This is a genomic window from Streptomyces paradoxus, from assembly GCF_014202475.1.
Lineage (GTDB): Bacteria > Actinomycetota > Actinomycetes > Streptomycetales > Streptomycetaceae > Streptomyces > Streptomyces paradoxus.
Window position 1 is genome coordinate 744,750 of record NZ_JACHGV010000003.1, and the last position, 15,356, is coordinate 760,105.

Sequence of the window (15,356 nt, forward strand, 5' to 3'; positions counted from 1 at the left end):
CCCCGCAGGGCGGCTGGCCGACGCAGGGCCCGCGCAGGGTGCCCGGGCCGAGGCCCGCACCGGCTGAGGGGACGCCGCCGCACGGCATGCCGCGCCTCCCCGACGGCTGGCACCCGGAGGGCACACCGCCCCAGGGCCTCCCGCGCCTGCCGGACGGCACCCCGGTGCGAGGGGTGCCGCGCCTTGCCGACGGGACTCCGGCGCGCGGTGTTCCGCGGATGCCCGACGGGACTCCTGCGCATGGTGTTCCGCGGTTGGCTGACGGGGCTCCGGGGCCGGGTGCGCCGAGGATGCAGGGCGGGACTCCGGCGCGGTTGCCCGATGGGACGCCTGCGCGTGGTGTGCCGAGGCCCGCTGACGGGGCCCCCGTGCAGGGTTCTTCGCGGCAGCCCGACGGCACTCCCGCTCACGGGATGCCCCGGGTTCCCGGTGGCACGCCGCCGCGCGGGGTGCCGCGGCTGCCCGACGGAACTCCCGCGCACGGCTTTCCGCAGGCCCGTGGCGGGCATCCCGAGCAGCGTGAAGCCGGGGGCGGCTGGGGTGAGTCGAGAGGGAGTGGCGGGGCACCCGCCGGAGTCGGTGCTCCCATACCGCGGCAGCGCCGGGCATCCGTGCCCGGGCCGCGGCAGGACTATCTCGATGCCTTCGTCGACGAGGAGGACGACGTCTTCGCGCCCCGTACGCCCGCCTCCGCGCACGCCGCGGACGCCTATGCCTCCGTCACGGACTGGAACGTCGGCACCGCTGCCGACTCCGGGTCCGGCGAGCATGACGACGCGAGGCCCACCGGCGCGCCCGCGCCGGGCAAGGGCGGCAAGGGCCGTGCCTTCACCGGCATCGCGGCGGCGGCCGTCACCACCGTGCTGGCCGTGGTCGTCGCCGGCCAGGTCGCCGACGACAACGGCGGCGCCGGCGTGCAGTCGCAGTCCGCCCCCGACCGGGCCCGCGACGTCCGGGACTCCGCGTCCCGCGCGGACGGCCGGGCACCCGCCCCCGAGGCCAAGCCGCTGTCGTACGACGAGAAGATGGGCCGGACGTACCCGCTCGGTGCCGAACTCAAGGGCTCCGGCAGGTTCGACGCCGTTCCCGGCATCGCCGAGGCGCCGGGCACCGGGCAGAAGTTCACCTACCGCGTCGACGTGGAGCAGGGGCTCGGGCTGGACGGCGCGCTGTTCGCCGAGGCCGTGCAGCAGACGCTCAACGACCAGCGCAGCTGGGCCCACAACGGCGCGCGCACCTTCGAGCGCATCTACTCCGGCAAGCCCGACTTCGTGATCACCCTCGCCAGCCCCGGCACGACCGCCGACTGGTGCGCCAAGTCGGGCCTGGACACCACTCAGGACAACGTCTCCTGCGACTCGGCCGCGACCGAGCGCGTGATGATCAACGCCTACCGGTGGGCCCAGGGTTCACCGACCTACGGTGACAGCAGGATCCACGCCTACCGGCAGATGCTGATCAACCACGAGGTCGGCCACCGCCTCGGCTACAACCACGTCACCTGCGACAAGGACGGCGACCTCGCGCCGGTCATGCAGCAGCAGACCAAGTTCCTCGACCACGACGGCATCCGCTGCCGCGCCAATCCCTGGGCCTACCCCGGGAATTGACAGGCGTCACAGGCGGTGTGGCGCGGCTCGCGTTGACATGCTCGGAAAGTTCGTTCATATTTCTGGGCATGTCGCCCCGTCACGTCTCCGCTCGCGCCGCCATCGAGCTGGCGCTCATCGGCGTGACCTCGCTCTGCGTGGCCGACATTCACTGTTGCTGACGCCCGCCCCAGGCGCGCGTCGCTCATCCTCTCCGTGACCCTGTCACGGCTTTCTCGACGACCCGGCGCCGGGCAGACGTCTGTCTCTTTTCGTCTCACCCTTCGTCTTTTCGTCTCGCGATCCGAGATTCCGTGATGCGAGGCGCCTTCTGAGAGGTCGTCATCGTGATGCGCCATCCGTCCGTCACAGCGCGCCGCGTGGCCGCGGCATCCGTCAGCCTGGTCCTGGCAGCGGGTGCCGCCGCCTGCGGGCCGAAGGACAACGATGCCAAGGGCGCAGGCGGCGACTCCACGCCCCACAAGGGCGGCACGCTCACCGTGCTGAACGCCAACCCGCAGCAGGACTTCGACCCGGCCCGCCTCTACACCTCCGGCGGCGGCAACGTCCCGTCCCTGGTCTTCCGTACGCTCACCACCCGCAACCGCGAGAACGGCGCCGCCGGAGCGAAGGTCGTCCCCGACCTCGCCACCGACACCGGGCGTCCCAACAAGGACGCGACCGTGTGGACGTACACCCTGAAGAAGGGCCTGAAGTACGAGGACGGCACGCCCGTCACCTCGGCCGACATCAAGTACGGCATCGAGCGCTCCTTCGCCCCCGAACTGTCCGGCGGCGCCCCCTACCTGCGGGACTGGCTCGTCGGAGCCGCCGGCTACCAGGGGCCGTACAAGGACAAGAAGGGCCTCGACGCGATCGAGACGCCGGACGAGCGGACCATCGTCTTCCATCTGAACAAGCCCGAGGGCGAGTTCCCCTACCTCGCCACGCAGACGCAGTTCGCGCCCGTCCCCAAGAGCAAGGACACGGGCACCAAGTACGAGGAGCACCCGGTCTCCTCCGGGCCGTACAAGGTCGTTCGCAACGAGAACGACGGCGAGCGGCTGGTGCTGGAGCGCAACCCGCAGTGGTCCGCCGCGACCGACGCCGAGCGCAAGGCCTACCCGGACAGGATCGACGTACGGTCCGGGCTCGACTCGTCCGTGATCAACCAGCGGCTGTCCGCGTCGCAGGGAGCGGACGCCGCCGCGGTCACCACGGACACCAACCTCGGCCCGGCCGAACTGGCCAGGGTCACCGGGGACAAGGACCTCGCCTCGCGGGTCGGCACCGGGCACTTCGGCTACACCAACTACATCGCGTTCAACCCGTCCATCAAGCCGTTCGACAACGCCAAGGTGCGGCAGGCGATCTCGTACGCCATCGACAGGTCTTCCGTGGTCAACGCCGCGGGCGGGTCCGCGCTGGCCGAGCCCGCCACCACCTTCCTGCCGGACCAGAAGTCCTTCGGGTACACGCCCTACGACCACTTCCCGGCGAGCAAGGCCGGCGACCCGGCCAAGGCAAGGGAGCTGCTGAAGGAGGCCGGATACGCGAAGGGCCTCACCGTCACGCTGACGCACTCCAACGCCAAGGACTTCGAGACCAGCCCCGAGATCGCCACCGCCATCCAGGACGCCCTCAAGAAGGCCGGTATCACCGTCAAGCTCCAGGGCCTGGAGGAGAACGACTACTCCGACAAGATCCACGACGTGAAGACCGAGCCCGGCTTCTTCCTCGCCCACTGGGGTGCCGACTGGCCCTCCGGAGGGCCGTTCCTCGCGCCCATCTTCGACGGCCGTCAGATCGTCAAGGACGGCGCGAACTTCAACACGGGCCTGCTGAACGACAAGTCGGTCAATGCCGAGATCGACGCGATCAACACGTTGACGGATCTTGACCAGGCCGCCAAGAGGTGGGGTGCACTGGACAAGAAGATCGGCGAGAAGGCCCTGACCGTCCCGCTGTTCCACCCCGTCTACAAGCGCCTGTACGGCGAGGACGTCAAGAACGTCGTGATCAGCGACTGGACCGGCGTGCTGGACATCTCGCAGGTCGCGGTGAAGTGACGCCGTGAGTGAGGCACTTCTCGCCGCCCGGGCGGCCGGGACGGACACCACCGTCCCGGCCGGGTCGGGGGCCCGTCAGTTCTGGCGGCGGCTGCGCACGCAGCACGCCGCCCTCGTCGCGGCCGCAGTCGTCGCGCTGCTCGTCCTGGTCGCGCTCGCCGCGCCGCTGCTCACCGCCCTGGAGGGCCAGGACCCGACCACCTACCACCCGTCCCTCGTGGACTCCGCGCGCGGCGGCGTGCCCGTCGGGCCGCTCGGCGGAGCGAGCGCCGACCACTGGCTCGGCGTCGAACCGCAGACCGGCCGGGACCTGTTCGCGCGGCTGGTGTACGGCGCGCGCGTGTCACTGGGTGTCGCGCTGGCCGCGACCGTCGTACAGGTCGCCATCGGGATCACTCTTGGCGTCGCGGCCGCGCTCGGGAAGCGATGGGTTGATCAACTGTTGAGCCGGTTCACGGACATCATCGTCGCCATGCCGCTCATGATCATGTCGCTGGCGCTGCTCGCGATCGTGCCGTCCAGCTTCCCGCGGCCGGTGCTCGTCGCGCTCGTCATCGGTCTGATCGGCTGGGGCAACATCGCCCGGATCGTGCGGGCCCAGACGCTCACCCTCAAGGAGCTCGACCACGTCTCCGCGGCCCGGCTCAGCGGCTGGGGCACCTGGAGCATCGCCCGCCGCGAACTGCTGCCCGGGATCGCCGCCCCCGTCATCACCTACGCCGCCCTGCTCGTCCCGTCGAACATCACCGTCGAGGCCGCGCTGTCCTTCCTCGGCGTGGGCGTGAAACCGCCGACGCCCTCCTGGGGACAGATGCTCACGGCCGCCGACGTCTGGTACCAGGCCGCCCCGCAGTACCTGCTGCTGCCCGCGGGCGCCCTGTTCATCACGGTGCTCGCCCTCACGGTCCTCGGCGACGGCGTCCGCACCGCCCTCGACCCGCGCGCGGCCTCCCGGCTGCGCGTCGGGACCGGACGCAGGCGGGAGTCGAAGGCGGCCGGGGGAGGCACGGCATGAACGGGTTCACCGGATTCGTCCTGCGCCGCGCCGTCGGCGCCGCCGTCACCCTGCTCGCCATCTCGGTGATCGTCTACATCGTCTTCTACGCCACCCCCGGCAACGTCGCCCAGATCACCTGCGGCCCGCGCTGCTCACCGGAACAGGTGCACCAGGTGGCCCGGCAACTGAACCTGGACGACCCGCTGTTCGTCCGGTACGGGCACTTCCTCCAGGGCCTCGTAGCCGGCCAGGACTACTCCACCGGCACGTCCGTGCAGCACTGCTCCGCGCCCTGCCTCGGCCTGTCGTACCAGAGCGACCAGCAGGTCACGCAGCTGATCTGGGCGAAGCTGCCCGTCAGCCTGTCGCTGGTGGCCGGCGCGATGGTGCTCTGGCTGATCCTCGGGGTCGGCACCGGCGTGCTCTCCGCCTGGCGGCGCGGCCGGTTCTCCGAGCGGGTGCTGACCGGCATCACCCTCGCCGGCACGGCCACGCCGGTCTTCGTGATCGGCCTGGTCCTGATGATCGTCGTCTGCGGGGAGCTGCGGCTGCTGCCCTTCCCGCAGTACGTCGCCCTCACCGACGACCCCGAACAGTGGGCGTGGAACCTGCTGCTGCCCTGGCTGTCGCTCGCCCTCATCGAGGCCGCCGCGTTCGCCCGGCTCACCCGGGCCTCGATGCTGGAGACGCTGGCCGAGGACCACATCCGCACCTTCCGCGCGTACGGCGTCGGCGAACGGTCGGTCGTCGGGCGGCACGCCCTGCGCGGTGCGTTCGCGCCGGTCATCGCGCTGAACGCCAACAACGTCGGGTCGGCCGTCGGGGGTGCCGTCCTCACCGAGACGCTGTTCGGCCTGCCCGGCATCGGACAGGAACTCGTCCATGCCGTCAACGTCGTCGACCTGCCGGTCGTGGTCGGCATGGTCCTGGTCATCGGATTCTTCGTGGTCCTCGCCAACGCCGTCGCGGACGTCCTGTACGCGGTGGCCGACCGACGGGTGGTGCTGACATGAGCCTGGTCGACGTGACCGGTCTGCGGGTGGACTTCGGCGCGCTGCGGGCCGTCGACGGACTCTCCTTCCGCCTGGAGGAGGGTGCCGCCCTGGCCCTGGTCGGCGAGTCCGGCTCCGGCAAGTCGACCGTGGCGTCCGCGCTGCTCGGCCTGCACCGCGGCACGGGCGCACGGGTCGAGGGCTCGATCGAGGTGGCCGGCACCGATGTGCAGCGCGCCTCCGAGGAGGAACTGCGGCGGCTGCGCGGCGGGCCGGCCGCCATGGTCTTCCAGGATCCGCTGTCCTCCCTCGACCCGTACTACGCGATCGGCGACCAGATCGCCGAGGTGTACCGCGTGCACGCGCGCGTGTCCCGGCGGGCGGCACGCACGCGTGCCGTCGAGGTCCTCGACCGGGTGGGCATCCCGGACGCGGCCCGGCGGTCCCGGTCCCGGCCGCACGAGTTCAGCGGTGGCATGCGCCAGCGCGCCCTGATCGCCATGGCGCTGTCGTGCGAACCCCGGCTGCTCATCGCCGACGAGCCGACGACCGCCCTCGATGTGACGGTCCAGGCGCAGGTCCTGGACCTGCTGCACACGCTGCGCGAGGAGACCGGCATGGGCCTGCTGCTGGTCACGCACGACGTGGGCGTCGCCGCCGAGAGCGTCGACGAGGTGCTGGTGATGCGGCACGGCAAGGCGGTCGAGCACGGCCCGGTCGCCGGCGTGCTGGGCGCACCGGCCCAGCCCTACACCAGGGAACTGCTGGCCGCGGTCCCCCGGCTGGACGCGCCGCGCAAGACCTCGACGGCACCCGAGGAGGTCGTCCTGGAGGCGGCCGGCCTCAGGCGGGAGTTCGGGCGCGGGAAGCGGGCGTTCACCGCCGTGGACGACGTGTCCCTGACCCTGCGCCGCGGAGAGACCCTCGGGATCGTCGGCGAGAGCGGCAGCGGCAAGACGACCCTCGGGCGCATGCTCGTCGGGCTGCTGGAGCCGACGGCGGGAACGCTGACCTTCGAGGGCCGCGCGCACACCGGGGTGAACCCGGCCGTGCAGATGGTCTTCCAGGACCCCGTCTCGTCCCTCAACCCGCGCCGCAGCGTGGGCGAGTCCATCGCCGACCCGCTGCGGGCCCGGGGTGAGCGGCAGGAAGGGCGCATCCGGGAGCGCGTGGGCGAACTGCTGGAGCGCGTGGGACTCGAAGCGGCTCACTACGACCGCTACCCCCATGAGTTCAGCGGCGGGCAGCGCCAGCGCGTCGGCATCGCCCGGGCGCTCGCGGCCGGCCCGCGCGTCATCGTCTGCGACGAGCCGGTCTCGGCCCTCGACGTCACCACCCAGGCGCATGTGGTCGGCCTGCTCGGGGAGTTGCAGCGCGAACTCGGGCTCGCGCTGGTCTTCGTCGCGCACGACCTGGCCGTCGTGCGCCAGGTCAGCGACCGGGTCGCGGTGATGCGGCGGGGCAGGGTCGTCGAGGAAGGGCCCGTCGAGGAGGTGTACGAGTCGCCGCGCGACCCGTACACCCGGCAACTCCTGGCCGCCGTGCCGGCACTGGACCCGGAGGCCGCCGCGCGACGGCGGGCGCAGCGACGGGAGTTGGCCGCGGCGTGACCGGGGCGCGGGACGGCAGTCGGCCGCTGCGTGGCGGGGGCGCGGCGACGGCAGTGGGTCGCGACATGACGATCCGTGTCCGCTTGATCTCCTAGCGCGACAGAACGCGACCTGCACGGGAAAGTTACGACCGTTCACCCCTTTTGGTGGTGGGACGGACAACCGTCCGTCGCACCACCGCCTTGTCCGCATACGTTCGTCCCGCTGCGAGCCGCCGGGCAACGGCGGCTCCTCATACGGGAGATCGGGGGTGCACTCGTGCGCATCGGACTGCTTACGGAAGGTGGCTATCCGTATGTGAGCGGTGACGCCAGGCTCTGGTGCGACCGGCTGGTCCACGGACTCGCCCAGCACGAGTTCGACGTCTACGCGCTCAGCCGCAGCCAGCACCAGGAGGACGAGGGCTGGATCCCGCTGCCCCGGAACGTCCGCAGGGTGCGCACCGCACCGCTGTGGATGGCCGAGGACGACGAGGTGGTGCTCGGGCGCCGCGCACGCCGGCGGTTCACCGAGTGCTTCGGGGAGTTGGCTGCGGTGCTGTGCGGGGCGCCGGGGGCTGCCACCGGAGGTGCGCCGACCTCGGAGGCGGACCGTTTCGCCAACGCTCTGTACGGGCTGGCCGAACTCGCCCGCGAGGAGGGCGGGCTGACGGGGGCTCTCCGGTCGGAGGCCGCCGTGCGCTCCCTGGAGCGCGCCTGTCGCGCGCCCGGCGCCCATCGCACGGCGCGTGAGGCGCGCGTACCGGATCTGCTCACCGTCGCCGCGCACCTGGAGCGCGCCCTGCGCCCCCTCTCGCTCGACTGGTACGAGGACGACGGGCTCGGTGCGGTCGACCTCTGCCACGCCGCGTCCGGCGGCACGGCCGCCCTGCCCGGACTGCTGGCCCGGCACTTCACCGGCGTGCCCTTGGTGGTGACCGAGTACGGCGTGCGTCTGCGGACGCACTACCTCACCGCCCCGGACGCCCCACCCGCCGTACGGCACCTGCTGGCGGCCTTCCAGGGCCGACTCGCCGCCGAGGCCTACGGGCGGGCCGAGGTCGTCACCGCCGGCAACACACACGCCCGCCGCTGGCAGGAGCGCTGCGGCGCCGGGCGCGAGAAGCTCCGCACGGTCTACCCCGGCATGGACGCCCGCCCCTTTGCCGAGGTGGGTGAGTCCCCGGACTGCGCGGACCCGGACACACTCGTCTGGGTCGGCCGCATCGAGCCCGCCAAGGACCTGGTCTCGCTGCTGCACGCCTTTACGGAGGTCCGCAAGCAGTCACCGAGGACCCGCCTGCGCATCGTCGGCGCCCCCGCCGGCCCCGAGGGCGCGGCCTACCTCGGCCACTGCAGGACGCTGGCCGCCCAGCTCTTCCCCGACGAGGCCGAGGGCCCGCACGCCGCCGGAGACAATCCGGTGTCCTTCGAGGAGACCGGCGGCCCCGAACTCCCGGCCGCCGCCGACGCCTACGCCTCGGGCGCCGTGACCGTCCTCTCCAGCGTCGTCGAGGGTTTCCCCGTCGGCCTCGTGGAGGCCATGCTCTGCGGGCGCGCGACGGTGTCGACGGACGTCGGAGCGGTCGTGGAGATCATCGGTGGCACGGGGCTCGTCGTACCGCCGCGCAATCCGCGGGCGCTCGCCGAGGCGTGCGTGGCACTGCTGCGCGACCCCGAGCGGCGTGCGCGCCTGGGAGCCGCCGCTCGCGCCCGGGCCCTCGAACTGTTCACGGTCGAGCAGAACATCGAGGCATTTCACGGCATTTACCTGGAGATCGTCTCGCGGGCTCCCGTACGCCGGGTCCTCGACGGGGAGCCGTTGCCGTTCGCGGTTCCCGCCGAAGCCCATGTGCCCGTCCGCTGGACGGCAGCGTCCCCCAGCCTCGCCGCCCGCAGCGGCCCCGGCTGGGTTGCGGGCAGGCCCGTGCGCGCGACCACTCCCCTCCCCGCTCCGGAGGGCGCGCGATGAGCGACTTGGGCGAACTGGACCGTCCGGGAACCCCGGTCGGCCCCGGGGCGGGGGATATCCGCCCGGAGAAGGAACCGGACGCTACGGCGACTGACCCGGCCGCTCCGGAGCCGGCCGTCGACCTCAAGGTGTCCGGGGCCCGGGAGCCGGTTGCCGACGGCAAGGCGCCCGGAAGCCAGGAGCCGGCCGCCGACTCCGAGGCGCCTGAGAACCGGGAGCAGGTAGCCGACGGCAAGTCGCCCGGGAGCCGGGAGCAGGCGGCCGATCGCACGGCGCCAGAGAACCGGGAGCAGGCCGCCGCCCTCAAGGTGCCCGGGGCCCGGGAGCCGGCCGCCGAGCGCCAGGCGTCCGCCCCGCGCCGGGGCGCTGCCGACCCGGTGAAGGCGCTGATGCACCGTCACCAGGAGCTCTGCGAGCGCTCGGTGGATCCCCTCGAGATCGCCGCCGGACTGGAGGCGCACGGCATCACCGACCGGACCGCCGCCCGCTTCCGGCACCGGGACGTCTTCTCCCTCGCCGAGGAGATGTACGCGCGCGTCTCCCGTGACGGAGACACACCCCTGCCCGCTCCACCGGTCACTCCCCGGGTGCGCGCCGGCTGGGCCCTTCTGACCCTGCTGCCCGGTGCGCTGTGCGCCGCCGCCGTGACCGCCGTGCACCTCACCCATGGCCAGTCACGTCTGCTCGCGGCCGTAGCCGGAGCCCTCGCCGTGGCCCTGGCCCTCCGCGCGGCCCTGCGCCGAGGCCCGCTCAGCAGGACCGATACGGACCGGCCCGGACCACGGCCCGGCGCGGCGTCCGGCAGGACCACCCCCTGGACCGTGTGGCTCGTCGCCTACTCCCTCCTGGGCAACGGCCTGCTCGACAGCACCCTCGCCGGAGGCCCCGACGCCCTGCCCACCGGCACGGCCGACGGCCCCTGGCCCCTCACCGCCGCCCCGGTCCTGGCCCTCGCCCTGGCCTGCGCGCCCGCCGCCTGGACCGCGCATTTGTTCACCGTGCGCACCCGTCGCCGACTCGGTTCCAGCCGCGGCCTGGAGGACTTCGCCGCCGCCGTACGCCCCCTCCTGCTCGGCACGTTCGTCCTGTTCCTGGGCGCCCTGGCGAGCCTGCTTTCCCTCTGCGCGGCAGTCCTCGACGAGCCCGCGGCCCTCGCGCAGGTCCTGGCCCTGGGCTCCCTCCTGTTCCTGGCCCGCCTCCTCACCACGCACGGCTTCACCTACGCCCCCGCCGTGGTCCTCACCGCGGCGGCCATGGTCGAGGCGGCCGCCCTCGCCATGGTCTTCGCCTCCCGCCTCCCCGGCCTGGGCTTCATCGCCACCCCCGTCGAAACCCTCGTCATCACCTGGGGTGCCGGCAGCGTTCCCGCGCTCGCCTGCGGAGCGGCGGCCCTGACCCTCCTGGTCCACGCGACCCGCAAGCTGACCCGGGCCTCGGCCCACGCAGCACCGGAGCCCGCGCCGTGACCGCCCCGGACACCGGCCCCGCCGCCGCGTGCGGCACCCGCCCCGTCCTTTCCTTTCCGCTCCCTTCCTTTCCGCCCCGAGGAGAAACCGCATGATCACCCACCCAGGAACCCCGGCGACTCGGGGAGCCGCGCGATGAGAGTCCTGCTGATCGGAGCCAACGGCTACATCGGGCGCTTCGTCGCCGACCGTCTGCTCGCCGACCCGGCCGTGCAACTCACCGCCCTCGGCCGCGGTGACGACGCCGACGTCCGCTTCGACCTCGCCTCCGGCAGTCCCGGCGCCCTCACCCGCTTCCTCGACGCGGTCCACCCCGGTGTCGTCGTCAACTGCGCCGGCGCCACCCGCGGCGGGGCCCGTGAGCTGACCCGCCACAACACCGTCGCCGTCGCCACCGTCTGCGAGGCCCTGCGCCGCAGCGGCTGCGGTGCCCGGCTGGTGCAGATCGGCTGCAGCGCGGAGTACGGCCCGAGCCAGCCCGGCTCCTCCACCGCCGAGGACGCCGTGCCCCGGCCCGGCGGCCCGTACGGGGTCAGCAAACTCGCCGCCACCGAACTGGTCCTCGGCTCCGGTCTGGACGCCGTCGTCCTGCGCGTCTTCTCACCGGCCGGACCAGGCACTCCCGCCGGCTCCCCGCTGGGCCGTCTCGCCGAGGCCATGCGCCGCGCCATGCAGTCCGGCGACGGCGAGCTGAAACTCGGCGGCCTCGGCGCGCAGCGCGACTTCGTCGACGTACGCGATGTGGCCCGTGCCGTCCACGCCGCCTCGCTCTCCGCCGCGCAGGGCGTCATCAACATCGGCTCCGGCCGCGCCGTGCGCCTGCGGGACGCAGCCGCGGTCCTCGCCCGGGTCGCCGGATACGGCGGAGCCCTCCACGAACTCGACGGCCCGCCCGGCGCCCTGCGCACGGCCATCGGCCACCCCCGCCCCGACCCGGACCACGCGCCTCCCGTCGCGTACCCGTACCCCGACGGCTGCGGCAGCTGGCAGCAGGCCGACGTGCGCACCGCTCGCGACCGGCTCGGCTGGCGCCCCCGGATCGGCCTGGAGGAGTCCCTCGCCGACATCTGGATGGAGGCGGCATGCCGCATCTGACCAGATCCCGGTCGCACACTTCGGGCACGGAACTGCGCCCCGGCGTCGGCGTCCCCGGGTACGCGCATCCCCTCCTCGCCCCTACCGAGTGGGGCGAGCTGACCCGTCCCGGCACCCCGCTGCACTGGGTCGTCCTCAACGTGTCCGACGGCCCCGGTGCCCGCCCCGACCCGCACTGCCTGGAGGCGGCCGGCCGCCTGCGCAACGCGGGCATCCGCGTCCTCGGCCACCTCGACACCCGGTACGGCACCCGCAACTTCGGCGAGCTGGTCTCGGACGCCCACCGGTTCGTCGACTGGTACCAGGTCGACGGCTTCCTCCTGGAGCGCTGCCCGGCGGACCACGCCGGGCTGCCCGAGGTCCGGCGCACGGTCGCCACGCTCCGCGTGATCCGTGACGCTGCCCACATCGTCCTCGGCCACGGCATCCACCCGCACCCCGGCTACGTCGAGCTCGCCGACCAGCTGGTCACCTTCTCCGGACCCTGGAGCGACTACCGCTGGTCGCAGGTGGCCGAGTGGACCGCCGGCCATTCGCCGGAGCGCTTCTGCCACTTCGTCCACGGCGTGCCCCGCCCCCACCTGACCGAGGCGCTGCGCATCGCCCGCTGGCAGGGAGCCGCGACGGTCTGGATCACGGACCACACGGACGGCGGCGGGGGCGCCGACCCCTGGGAGGCCATGCCCGGCTACTGGGACGAATTCGTCTCGCGTATCGGAACAGGTGTCTCGGAATGAAAAAGGGCATGGCACTGTTACGGGGAGAACAACCGTAGTGATTGACCGACCAACGGAGTCCCCGTGTCGCTGCCACCCCTGGTCGAGCCGGCTTCCGAGCTCACCGTAGACGAGGTCCGCAGGTACTCCCGCCACCTGATCATCCCCGACGTCGGGATGGACGGGCAGAAGCGGCTGAAGAACGCCAAGGTGCTGTGTGTGGGCGCCGGCGGCCTGGGCTCGCCGGCGCTGATGTACCTGGCCGCCGCGGGCGTCGGCACCCTCGGCATCGTGGAGTTCGACGAGGTCGACGAGTCGAACCTGCAGCGCCAGATCATCCACAGCCAGGCCGACATCGGCCGCCCCAAGGCCGAGTCCGCCCGCGACAGCGTCAAGGGCATCAACCCGTACGTGAACGTGATCCTTCACGAGGAGCGGCTCGAGGCCGACAACGTGATGGAGATCTTCAGCCAGTACGACCTGATCGTCGACGGCACGGACAACTTCGCGACCCGCTACCTGGTCAACGACGCCTGCGTGCTGCTGAACAAGCCGTACGTCTGGGGCTCGATCTACCGCTTCGACGGACAGGCGTCCGTCTTCTGGTCCGAGCACGGCCCCTGCTACCGCTGCCTGTACCCGGAGCCCCCGCCCCCCGGCATGGTCCCCTCCTGCGCCGAGGGCGGCGTCCTGGGCGTGCTGTGCGCGTCCATCGGCTCCATCCAGGTCAACGAGGCCATCAAGCTGCTCGCCGGCATCGGCGACCCGCTGGTCGGCCGACTGATGATCTACGACGCCCTGGAGATGCAGTACCGCCAGGTCAAGGTCCGCAAGGACCCGAACTGCGCGGTCTGCGGTGAGAACCCGACCGTCACCGAGCTCATCGACTACGAGGCCTTCTGCGGCGTCGTCTCCGAGGAGGCCCAGGCGGCGGCCGCCGACTCCACGATCACTCCCAAGCAGCTCAAGGAGTGGATCGACGACGGCGAGAGCATCGACATCATCGACGTCCGCGAGCCGAACGAGTACGAGATCGTCTCCATCCCGGGCGCCCGGCTGATCCCGAAGAACGAGTTCCTCATGGGCACCGCCCTGGAGAGCCTCCCGCAGGACAAGAAGATCGTCCTGCATTGCAAGACGGGTGTCCGCAGTGCGGAAGTCCTCGCGGTCCTCAAGTCCGCGGGCTTCTCGGACGCGGTGCACGTCGGCGGCGGCGTGATCGGCTGGGTCAACCAGATCGAGCCGGCCAAGCCGGTGTACTGAGCCGCACCGGTCCTCCCTCTCCGAGCGGCGGGGGCTTCGCGCACCACGGGTGCGGGGAGCCCCCGCCGTCGTCATGAGCAGACCTTGCCGTCCTTCGGCACCGCGCCGTCCAGGAGGTACGCGTCCACCGTGGAGTCGACGCAGTCGCTCCCGCTGCCATAGGCGCCATGTCCCTCGCCCCGCCAGGTGAGCATCACCCCGACACCCTTGCCCAATTCGTCGGCCATCCTCCGCGCGCCCTCGTACGGGGTGGCAGGGTCGCCGGTGTTGCCGACCACCAGGACCGGTGCCGCGCCGGGGGCGCTCACCTCCGGAGTGTCGTGCTGCCCGGGCACCGGCCAGTCGTGGCACCAGCCGGCCGTGTCCCAGCCGAGGAAGGCGCCGAAGACGGGGGAGATCTTCTCGAACCGGGGCAGCAGCCGCTTCGTCTCGGCCATCGTCGGCCGCTGCCTGTCGTCCAGGCACGATATGACCCGCTGGGAGTGGGTCGTCGTGCCGTAGCGTCCCGACGGATCACGTTCGTTGTAGCGGTCGGCGAGGGCCAGCAGCTCCGAGCCGTCGCCCTGCTCGGCCGCTTCGAGGGCGCTGGTCAGCGTCGGCCAGCTGTCCTTGCTGTACAGCGGAAGGATGATGCCCGTGACCGCCAGGGTCTGGGTCAGCTTCCGCCCGGGCGTGCCCGCAGCCAGGGGCCGGGCGTCGATCCGCCGCAGCAGGTCCGCGATCTTGCGTGTGCCCTCCTCGGGGTCCTGGCCCGTGGACTCGAGGTAGCCGTTCAGTGCCCGCTGGAAGCCCCTGGCCTGGTTCTCCGCGTGGCCCACGGTGTCGGCGCCGGGGTCGACGACCGCGTCCAGCGTCATGCGGCCCACCTTCTTCGGGAAGAGGTGGGCATAGGTGCCGCCCAGTTCGGTGCCGTAGGAGATGCCGAAGTAGTTCATCCTGGCGTCGCCGAGGGCTTCCCGGATGCGGTCCATGTCGCGGGCCGAGTCGGCGGTCGAGACGTGCGCCATCAGCTTCCCGGCGTCCTTCCGGCAGCCCTGGCCGAAGTCGGCGGCGTCCTCGAAGTACGCCTTCTCCTCGGCGGGGGTGTCCGGGGAGACGTCCACCGACTCGGCGGCCTGGATCTCCTTGTCGCCCCGGCACCGCACGCCCTCGCTGGCGCCCACGCCGCGCGGGTCCCAGCTGACCAGGTCGTACCGCTCGCGGAGCGAGGAGACGGCCGGGGCGTACGACGGCATCATGGACAGGCCCGAGGCGCCCGGGCCGCCGAAGTTGAACAGCAGCGACCCGACGCGGTCTTCGCCGCGCGCCTTGGCTCGGATCAGTCCCAGGCCGATCGTCTCGCCGTCCGGCTCCGACCAGTCCAGCGGCACCTTCAGCGTCGCGCACTGCCAGTCGCTGCTCGGCGCGGGGCCTTCGGCGGTGGCCTTGCAACGGCCCCACGAGAGCCCGCCCTTGTCGTCGTCGGACGAACCGGCGCTGCAGCCCGCGGCCAGCAGGGCCGAGGCGGCCGCCAGAGCGGTCCACCGAACGAAGCGCGTCATTGTCCATCCCCCCTCGCAGGCCGTCCGCTCTGTGCCGCGGATGGCGGTCAGGCCATGGTAGGCAGATC

At 72.5% G+C, this 15,356-nt stretch carries 12 protein-coding genes; 11 read left to right on the plus strand and 1 reads right to left on the minus strand.

Features of this window, described 5'->3' with window-relative positions:
* The first annotated feature begins 218 nt into the window (after window positions 1-218).
* From HNR57_RS13165 to moeZ, 11 genes are all read left to right on the plus strand, one after another.
* Window positions 219-1,610 (plus strand): DUF3152 domain-containing protein, encoded by a 1,392-nt coding sequence (locus HNR57_RS13165; protein ID WP_246554575.1) that lies wholly within the window; start codon window positions 219-221, stop codon window positions 1,608-1,610.
* A 68-nt stretch (window positions 1,611-1,678) separates the two neighbouring features.
* A complete protein-coding gene (locus tag HNR57_RS40575; RefSeq protein WP_313673544.1) occupies window positions 1,679-1,771 on the plus strand; it encodes an Ms4533A family Cys-rich leader peptide in 93 nt (30 codons plus the stop codon).
* 168 nt (window positions 1,772-1,939) lie between these two features.
* The gene (locus HNR57_RS13170) at window positions 1,940-3,658 is read left to right on the plus strand and encodes an ABC transporter substrate-binding protein (protein ID WP_184559966.1); all 1,719 of its coding nucleotides are present in this window, start codon (window positions 1,940-1,942) and stop codon (window positions 3,656-3,658) included.
* 4 nt (window positions 3,659-3,662) lie between these two features.
* Window positions 3,663-4,673 carry an ABC transporter permease gene (locus HNR57_RS13175; protein ID WP_184559968.1) on the plus strand — a complete coding sequence of 337 codons (1,011 nt, stop codon included), beginning with the start codon at window positions 3,663-3,665 and terminating at the stop codon, window positions 4,671-4,673.
* Entirely contained in the window at window positions 4,670-5,668 is a 999-nt protein-coding gene (locus tag HNR57_RS13180; RefSeq protein WP_184559970.1) for an ABC transporter permease, read from the plus strand. Before HNR57_RS13175 ends, HNR57_RS13180 begins: the two co-directional genes overlap by 4 nt.
* Window positions 5,665-7,257 (plus strand): dipeptide ABC transporter ATP-binding protein, encoded by a 1,593-nt coding sequence (locus tag HNR57_RS13185; protein WP_184559972.1) that lies wholly within the window; start codon window positions 5,665-5,667, stop codon window positions 7,255-7,257. The genes HNR57_RS13180 and HNR57_RS13185 overlap by 4 nt, the downstream gene beginning before the upstream one ends.
* Before the next feature lie 258 nt (window positions 7,258-7,515).
* Complete coding sequence (locus HNR57_RS13190; RefSeq protein WP_184559974.1) at window positions 7,516-9,207, plus strand: DUF3492 domain-containing protein; 1,692 nt, start codon at window positions 7,516-7,518, stop codon at window positions 9,205-9,207.
* Entirely contained in the window at window positions 9,204-10,673 is a 1,470-nt protein-coding gene (locus HNR57_RS13195) for a flagellar motor protein MotB (protein WP_184559976.1), read from the plus strand. The genes HNR57_RS13190 and HNR57_RS13195 overlap by 4 nt, the downstream gene beginning before the upstream one ends.
* A gap of 135 nt (window positions 10,674-10,808) precedes the next feature.
* The gene (locus HNR57_RS13200; RefSeq protein WP_010047687.1) at window positions 10,809-11,768 is read left to right on the plus strand and encodes an NAD-dependent epimerase/dehydratase family protein; all 960 of its coding nucleotides are present in this window, start codon (window positions 10,809-10,811) and stop codon (window positions 11,766-11,768) included.
* Window positions 11,756-12,505, plus strand: coding sequence for a spherulation-specific family 4 protein (locus HNR57_RS13205; RefSeq protein ID WP_184559977.1), 750 nt, complete (start codon window positions 11,756-11,758; stop codon window positions 12,503-12,505). The genes HNR57_RS13200 and HNR57_RS13205 overlap by 13 nt, the downstream gene beginning before the upstream one ends.
* Before the next feature lie 63 nt (window positions 12,506-12,568).
* The gene (gene moeZ, locus HNR57_RS13210; RefSeq protein WP_107455569.1) at window positions 12,569-13,747 is read left to right on the plus strand and encodes an adenylyltransferase/sulfurtransferase MoeZ; all 1,179 of its coding nucleotides are present in this window, start codon (window positions 12,569-12,571) and stop codon (window positions 13,745-13,747) included.
* A gap of 71 nt (window positions 13,748-13,818) precedes the next feature.
* On the opposite strand, the gene HNR57_RS13215 is transcribed toward moeZ, so the two are convergent.
* A complete protein-coding gene (locus HNR57_RS13215) occupies window positions 13,819-15,288 on the minus strand; it encodes an alpha/beta hydrolase (RefSeq protein WP_184559979.1) in 1,470 nt (489 codons plus the stop codon).
* Between the last annotated feature and the right edge of the window lie 68 nt (window positions 15,289-15,356).